Genomic DNA, 6,671 nt, shown 5'->3' on the forward strand with positions numbered 1-6,671 from the left:
GCTCGGTCGTGGTGACCGGCGGCTCGGTCGTGGTGACCGGCGGCTCGGTCGTGGTGACCGGCGGCTCGGTCGTGGTCACGGGCGGCTCGGTCGTGGTCACGGGCGGCTCGGTCGTGGTGACCGGCGGCTCGGTCGTGGTGACCGGCGGCTCGGTGGTGGTGACCGGCGGCTCGGTGGTGGTGACCGGCGGGGTCGTCGTCGGCCACGGAGCGGTCGTCCCGGCCGGTGGCGTCGTGGTGATCGGCGACGTCGTCCCGACGGTGGGGGAGCCGGGCGTCGTGGGTGTGCCGGCGCGGGGGGTCGGCCTTGTCGTGCTCCTCGGACCCGCTGCGACGACGTCGGTGAAGGAGCGTCCGGAACTCAAGCCGTTGGCCAGGAGGCCCAGCAGTCCTCGGGAGCTGGAGGGGTCGGGGGCCACCCTGGGCCGGCCGGGCAGGGCGGCGACGACGATCGGCGAGTCGAGCTCGGCCGTCCTGACCTCCGGCGGCCTGGCGGAGCCGAGGTCGCCGAGGGAGTCAAGCCCGTGCGTGGTGAAGTAACGCGTCCACGCCAGAACCGCGTCCACATATCCGGCGGAGCCCCGGTAGGCGTACACGGCGTCTCGAAGGGCTGGCTCGCTCGCGAGGTTGCGGCCGCCAGCGCAGAGGTGGCTCCCCACGGCCAGGGCCGCGTCGTAGACGTTCTGCGGGTCGGCCAGGCCGTCGTCGTCGCCGTCGACGCCCAACGTGCGCCAGGTGTCAGGCAGCATCTGCATCAGGCCCATGGAGCGGTCCCACGCCGTGCTGCCGTCGAACGACCCACCGTCGGTGTCGTGCACTGCGGCCCGTGCGCCACCGTCGAGCATGGGCCCGTAGATGGGTGGGTTCACCCGGTGGTCCGCTCCGATCGCCCGCCCTCCCGCCGAGCCGGACTCCACCTGGCCGACGGCCGCCAGGACGGCGGAGGTCAGGTTGCACTCAGGGGGTACCGCACCCGCAACCGAGTCGTAGGCGGTCCGCAGGGCGCGGCCGCGCTCCGCGGCGAACGGGTCGGCCGAAGCGGCGGGCTCACCCGTCGGGGGGCTGGGGAGCGGGTCGGTGACCAGGTTCTCCTGCGCGCCGGACGCATAGGGCCACCCACCGCCGGGCCGGTAACCCTCGGTCGAGAGCGATGGGCCCGCTGACGGGACCTGGGTGGCGATCAGGGCCCCCAGCGCAGCGGCTCCCGCCAGTGCCATCACCGTGCCGCGCATCGCGTCCCCCTTCCGGCGTCCCCGGACCCATCCATCCGACCGCGGCCCCGACGGCAGGGGAAGGCCTTTGGGACAAGATGGCCCGAAGGGGCTAGTGACTCGGCTACGTCAACTGGACGGCGGGGGTCACCGGGGCTACGGCACCCCTACGCGTTTTGCCGGAACGGGTGCGTCGGTGGCCACCGCGACTCCCCGCCGAAGGCGACGAACTCGGTGGGGCACCGCCGGTAGGCCCCGGTCACATCGCTGTGACCGGGGCCTCGCGTCAGACGAGGTCGAACCGGTCGAGGTTCATGACCTTGACCCACGCCGCCACGAAGTCCTTGACGAACTTCTCGTTGGCGTCGTCCTCGGCGTAGACCTCGGCGATCGCGCGCAGCTGCGAGTTCGAGCCGAAGACCAGGTCGACGGCCGTGGCCGTGCGGGTGACCTCGCCGGTGGCGCGGTCGCGGCCCTCGTAGACGTTCTCGGTGTCGGTCGCGACCTTCCACTCCGTGCCCATGTCGAGCAGGTTCACGAAGAAGTCGGTGCTCAGCACGCCCGGGCGGTCGGTGAGGACCCCGTGCTGCGCCCCACCGTGGTTCGTGCCGAGGGCCCTCATGCCGCCGACGAGGACCGTCATCTCGGGGGCGGTGAGCGACAGCAGGTTCGCCCGGTCGAGCAGCAGGGTCTCCGGCGGCAGCTTCTCGCCTGCCCGCAGGTAGTTGCGGAAGCCGTCGGCGCGGGGCTCCATGACCGAGAACGACTGCACGTCGGTCTGCTCCTGCGTGGCGTCCGTGCGCCCGGGGGCGAACGGCACCTCGACCTCGACGCCGGCGGCGCGCGCGGCCTGCTCGACCGCTGCGGAGCCACCGAGCACGATCAGGTCGGCCAGCGAGACCCGCTTGCCGCCCGTCTGCGCGCTGTTGAACTCCTGCTGCACCTGCTCGAGGCGCTCGATGACCGGAGCCGTGCCCGCGTTGACCTCCCAGTCCTTCTGCGGTGCCAGGCGGATCCGCGCGCCGTTGGCTCCACCGCGCTTGTCGGTGTCGCGGTAGCTGGCGGCAGCGGCCCACGCCGTCGAGACGAGGTCGGCGAGGGGGATGCCGGAGTCGAGAATGGCCCGCTTGAGGGACGCGATGTCCTCGGCCCCGATGAGCTCGTGGTCGACCGGCGGCACCGGGTCCTGCCAGAGCTGCGGCTCCGGCACCCACGGTCCGAGGTAGCGGGAGACCGGGCCCATGTCGCGGTGGAGCAGCTTGTACCAGGCCTTGGCGAAGGCCAGCGCGAACTCGTCCGGGTTCTCGTAGAAGCGGCGCGAGATCTGCTCGTACTCCGGGTCGAGGCGGAGCGCGAGGTCGGTGGTCAGCATGGTGGGACGGTGCTTCTTCGCGGGGTCGAAGGCGTCGGGCACGGTGGCCTCTGCCTCCTTGGCGACCCACTGGTGCGCCCCGGCCGGGCTCTTGACCAGCTCGTAGTCGTAGCGGAACAGGTTCTCGAAGAAGCCCATGCCCCAACGCGTCGGGGTGTTGGACCACGTCACCTCGAGGCCGCTGGTGATGGTGTCGGCACCCTTGCCGGAGCCGTAGGTGCTGTGCCAGCCCAGGCCCTGCTCCTCCAGCGGCGCGGCCTCCGGCTCGGGACCGACGTTGTCGGCCGGGCCGGCGCCGTGGGTCTTGCCGAACGAGTGGCCGCCGGCGATGAGGGCGACGGTCTCCTCGTCGTTCATCGCCATCCGGCGGAAGGTCTCGCGGATGTCGCGTGCTGCCGCGATGGGGTCGGGGTTGCCGTTGGGGCCCTCGGGGTTGACGTAGATCAGGCCCATCTGCACCGCGCCGAGCGGACCGGAGAGCTCGCGCTCGCCGCTGTAGCGCTCATCGCCGAGCCAGGTGTCCTCGGGACCCCAGAAGATCTCCTCGGGCTCCCAGATGTCCTCCCGGCCGAAGCCGAAGCCGAAGGTCTTGAAGCCCATGGACTCCAAGGCGACGTTGCCGGCCAGCACGAGCAGGTCGGCCCACGAGATCTTCTGGCCGTACTTCTTCTTGACCGGCCAGAGGAGGCGGCGGGCCTTGTCGAGGTTGGCGTTGTCGGGCCAGCTGTTGAGCGGGGCGAAGCGCTGCGAGCCGTCCCCTGCGCCGCCGCGGCCGTCCTCGATGCGGTAGGTCCCCGCGGCGTGCCAGCTGAGCCGGATGAACAGGCCTCCGTAGTGGCCGAAGTCGGCCGGCCACCAGTCCTGCGAGGTGGTCATCACGTCGATGAGGTCCTGCTTCAACGCCTCGACGTCCAGGTTCTTGAACGCCTCGGCGTAGTCGAAGCCCTCACCCAGGGGATTGGCGTAGGGGGAGTGCTGGTGGAGCACCTGGAGGTTCAGCTGGTTGGGCCACCAGTCCCTGTTGCTGTGGGGCCGCCGATCCGTCTTCGGTTCGGGGGAGGGGATTACCGGGTTCTCGCTCTCGCTGCCGTGGTCGACCACGTGAGTACATCTCCTTCGTCTCTGGGTGGGGGCTGGGGGTGATGGCGCGGTCAGCGCGGTGAGGTCGCTGCCGCGCACTCGGGGCACAGGCCCCAGTAGGTGACCTCGGCCTCGTCGATGGTGAAGCCGTGGTCGTCGGAGGCGGTGAGGCAGGGGGTGTGGCCGACGGCGCAGTCGACGTCGGCGATGGTGGCGCACACACGGCATACGACGTGGTGGTGGTTGTCTCCGACCCGCAGCTCGTAGCGGGCCACGGACCCGGACGGCTGGATGCGCCGCACCAAGCCCGCCTCGGTCAGGGCACGCAGCACGTCGTACACGGCCTGGTGGGACACCGCCGGGAGGTCCCTGCGCACGGCGCGGAGGATCGACTCGGTGCCGGCATGCGGATGGGCATCCACCGCGGCCAGCACGGCCAGCCGCGGACGGGTGACGCGGAGGGGGGTCCCGCGCAGCATGCTCTCGAAGTGCGAGGCTGCGGTGGTCACCCTGCGCAGTCTGCCCCTCTTTCTTGAATGAATCAAGAAGCGGGCCGCCACAGCGCCAGATCCGGTTTAACGTGGATCATCGGTCGACCTCGCCATGGAGGAGTGTGGATGATGACCGTTCCCTGGGTGGCGCCGGATGCCTGCACCCTGCCCACGGCCGAGCAGCCGCTGCGGGTGGCTGAGTTCGACGACCTGTTCGGGCGGTACCTGGTGCGCGTCGAACGCCCAGAGGCGACACGGGGCGTTCTGGTCCTCTCCGGGCCCGAGGGTCTGCAGGTGACCGTGCGTGAGCTGGCGGACCGCGAGGCCTCGTGCTGCTCGTTCTTCGGCTTCACGGTCACGCAGCTCCCCGCGCGGGAGTCGGGCACGGTCGGCGTGCGGCTGGACGTCGAGGTCCCGCCTGCACGCGTTGAGGTGCTCAGCGCTCTGCTCGAGCGCGCGGAGTCGGCGCGCGGTGGTGATCGCCATGTCGGTTGACGCAGCGCCCGGCCTCGGTCCGGCGAGGTGGCCAAGGCCGCGGGGGTGAACCAGCAGACGCTGCGCTACTACGAGCGCCGCGGTCTGTTGGCCCCGCCGACACGCAGGTGGGCGGGCGCTGGCGCCGTCGCCCGCGCCGCGGCCGCGCGCCCCAGCCGGCTCGTCCGCGAGGCGCGCGCACCCTGAGGCGTCGGGGGTCGAGCGGTGAGCTCTGGGAGGATCGCCGCCATGACGGTGACCCGGTCCATCCTCTTGTTCGTGCTCGCAGCGGTGGCGGAGATCGGCGGAGCGTGGCTGGTCTGGCAGGGCATCCGCGAGCACCGAGGCTGGGCCTGGGTGGGAGCCGGAGTGATCGCGTTGGGGCTGTACGGCTTCGTGGCCACCTTCCAACCCGACGCCCACTTCGGCCGCATCCTGGCTGCGTACGGCGGAGTGTTCGTCGCCGGTTCCCTGGCCTGGGGAATGGCCTTGGACGGGTTCCGGCCTGACCGGTACGACGTGGTCGGGGCCTTGATCTGCCTGGTTGGTGTGGCGGTGATCATGTACTCGCCCCGAGGGGCGTAGCTGGGTCGGTTCGGCGTCCACGACCTGGTTAAGCGTCCACGACCTGCGGCACACCGCTGCCAGTCCGGGGCTGGCGGCTGGCTCCCGAGGCTACCGGCCGCCCAACTGTGCCCTCCGTCGCCGAGTGGCCGTGGCGGGGCCGAGGCAGGACAGCATCCGACGCTGCAACACAAACCCCAACCCGAGGCACGCGGAGAAGATGAGGATGCCCAGCAAGAGCTGGATCGGGGAGGTGTCGATGCGTTCGCGCACCATGCCGAAGAGCGAGAACGCCCCGAACCACAGAAGCATCCAAGTGAGAACCACAAGCGGTCGTGCTGCGACGGAGCGGGCAGTGAAGGTTCGCACGCACGAATGATAGGGGGACCCCACGGCGGTGGCGATTGAGGAGTCGCCCGTGACGACACCCGGAACCACCCGCGCGAGTTCACCGGCACGACGTCCGAAATCGGGTAGATGGCGCCGACCCTGGATCAGTCACACGAGGAGCCGACGTGTCCTTTGCCGCGCCGTTGTTCCTCTGGTACTTCCTGCCAGCCACGCTGGTCGCGACCTGGCTCCTGCCGCACAGGTGCCGCAATGGCGTCATCGCCGTCGCGTCAGTCCTGTTCTACGCCGTCGGCGGCAAGCAGTTCGTCCTGTTGCTGATCGGGCTGATGGCGCTCAACTACGTGGCCGGGCTCGCCATCGGCTGGGTCAAAGCGCCGCCACCACTCGGATGTTCCTCAGGCCAAGGTCGCCAAGGCGATCTCGGCACGCTGAGCCTGATCGCCCCTGTCGGATCGGCGCCTGCCAGCCGGTCTCGCGCTGCGTGATGGAGCGCGTTGCGCCCGGTGTGCGAAGCGCATGGTCGAGAGCTGCGGAGGCGTCGGTGGTGCCGGCGGTGTGATCCGTCATGAGCAGCACGTTCACAACGGGACGCGTTCAGATCGCCGGCCGAGACCTCAGACTGGGCCGTTCCGTTCGTACAGGGCGTCAGTCTTGCTGGCCAGGTCGGTCACTCCCAAGGTGAGGCAGATCCACCCGGCCATCGCTACGAAGCTGCCCAGGATTCCCACGGCAGGCAGGCCGGAGATGAAGAAGACCACGGCTACGACGACGCCCGGGAGGAACAACGCCATGCCCCAGCCCAGGGCACGTGCCGATGAGGTCCGAATCATGCGGGCTCCTTGGTTTCGGATGGGCCGGTAGCGGCCAGGCCAAGATCGCTGTGAGGAAGTGGACGGACTGTACCGAGTGCGAGGCGGCATACCGGCGTATTGAGGTGAACGGCCTGACGCGGAATGCGCCGATCGGTCTGGGCTGCCCCCCGCACAACCTGCCGCTCAGGCGCCAGCCTCTCGGTTGTGGCAGGGGATGACAGCAAGCCGGTGTTTGCATTGCCAGGGCCCTCGACCACCAAGTTCAGGCTCGGCACCTCCGGCCCCTCATGGGCACGGATGCCGACAGGGCGGTGGTC

Annotated in this window: 8 protein-coding genes; 4 read left to right on the top strand and 4 right to left on the bottom strand. The window is 70.4% G+C overall.

Features of this window, described 5'->3' with window-relative positions; all coding sequences use genetic code 11:
* From VIB11_RS12905 to VIB11_RS12915, 3 genes are all read right to left on the bottom strand, one after another.
* Window positions 1–1,231, bottom strand: a 1,231-nt coding sequence (locus VIB11_RS12905) for a lytic transglycosylase domain-containing protein (RefSeq protein WP_332031640.1), incomplete at its 3' end; no start/stop codon positions are given.
* 265 nt (window positions 1,232–1,496) lie between these two features.
* Window positions 1,497–3,683: a catalase/peroxidase HPI gene (katG, locus tag VIB11_RS12910; RefSeq protein ID WP_332031641.1), complete on the bottom strand. Its 2,187-nt coding sequence runs from the start codon at window positions 3,681–3,683 to the stop codon at window positions 1,497–1,499.
* A gap of 50 nt (window positions 3,684–3,733) precedes the next feature.
* Window positions 3,734–4,141: a Fur family transcriptional regulator gene (locus tag VIB11_RS12915; RefSeq protein WP_332031646.1), complete on the bottom strand. Its 408-nt coding sequence runs from the start codon at window positions 4,139–4,141 to the stop codon at window positions 3,734–3,736.
* 138 nt (window positions 4,142–4,279) lie between these two features.
* Between VIB11_RS12915 and VIB11_RS12920 the strand changes: the two genes are divergently transcribed.
* From VIB11_RS12920 to VIB11_RS12930, 4 genes are all read left to right on the top strand, one after another.
* A complete protein-coding gene (locus VIB11_RS12920) occupies window positions 4,280–4,648 on the top strand; it encodes a hypothetical protein (RefSeq protein WP_332031642.1) in 369 nt (122 codons plus the stop codon).
* Window positions 4,649–4,675: 27 nt separating this feature from the next.
* Complete coding sequence (locus VIB11_RS17795; protein ID WP_414695828.1) at window positions 4,676–4,834, top strand: MerR family DNA-binding transcriptional regulator; 159 nt, start codon at window positions 4,676–4,678, stop codon at window positions 4,832–4,834.
* Between the two features lie 42 nt (window positions 4,835–4,876).
* The gene (locus VIB11_RS12925; RefSeq protein ID WP_332031643.1) at window positions 4,877–5,212 is read left to right on the top strand and encodes a YnfA family protein; all 336 of its coding nucleotides are present in this window, start codon (window positions 4,877–4,879) and stop codon (window positions 5,210–5,212) included.
* A 494-nt stretch (window positions 5,213–5,706) separates the two neighbouring features.
* Entirely contained in the window at window positions 5,707–6,027 is a 321-nt protein-coding gene (locus tag VIB11_RS12930; protein WP_332031644.1) for a hypothetical protein, read from the top strand.
* Between the two features lie 129 nt (window positions 6,028–6,156).
* On the opposite strand, the gene VIB11_RS12935 is transcribed toward VIB11_RS12930, so the two are convergent.
* Window positions 6,157–6,372: a hypothetical protein gene (locus VIB11_RS12935; protein ID WP_332031645.1), complete on the bottom strand. Its 216-nt coding sequence runs from the start codon at window positions 6,370–6,372 to the stop codon at window positions 6,157–6,159.
* Between the last annotated feature and the right edge of the window lie 299 nt (window positions 6,373–6,671).

Origin of the sequence: Pedococcus sp. (assembly GCF_036554925.1) — a bacterium.
Classification (GTDB): Bacteria; Actinomycetota; Actinomycetes; order Actinomycetales; family Dermatophilaceae; genus Pedococcus_A.

Coding starts and splice junctions, on each gene's coding strand:
- VIB11_RS12925 (WP_332031643.1), top strand. CDS start 4,877: ATGACGGTGACCCGGTCCATCCTCTTGTTCGTGCTCGCAGCGGTGGCG.
- VIB11_RS12920 (WP_332031642.1), top strand. CDS start 4,280: ATGATGACCGTTCCCTGGGTGGCGCCGGATGCCTGCACCCTGCCCACG.
- VIB11_RS12915 (WP_332031646.1), bottom strand. CDS start 4,141: ATGCTGCGCGGGACCCCCCTCCGCGTCACCCGTCCGCGGCTGGCCGTG.
- VIB11_RS12935 (WP_332031645.1), bottom strand. CDS start 6,372: ATGATTCGGACCTCATCGGCACGTGCCCTGGGCTGGGGCATGGCGTTG.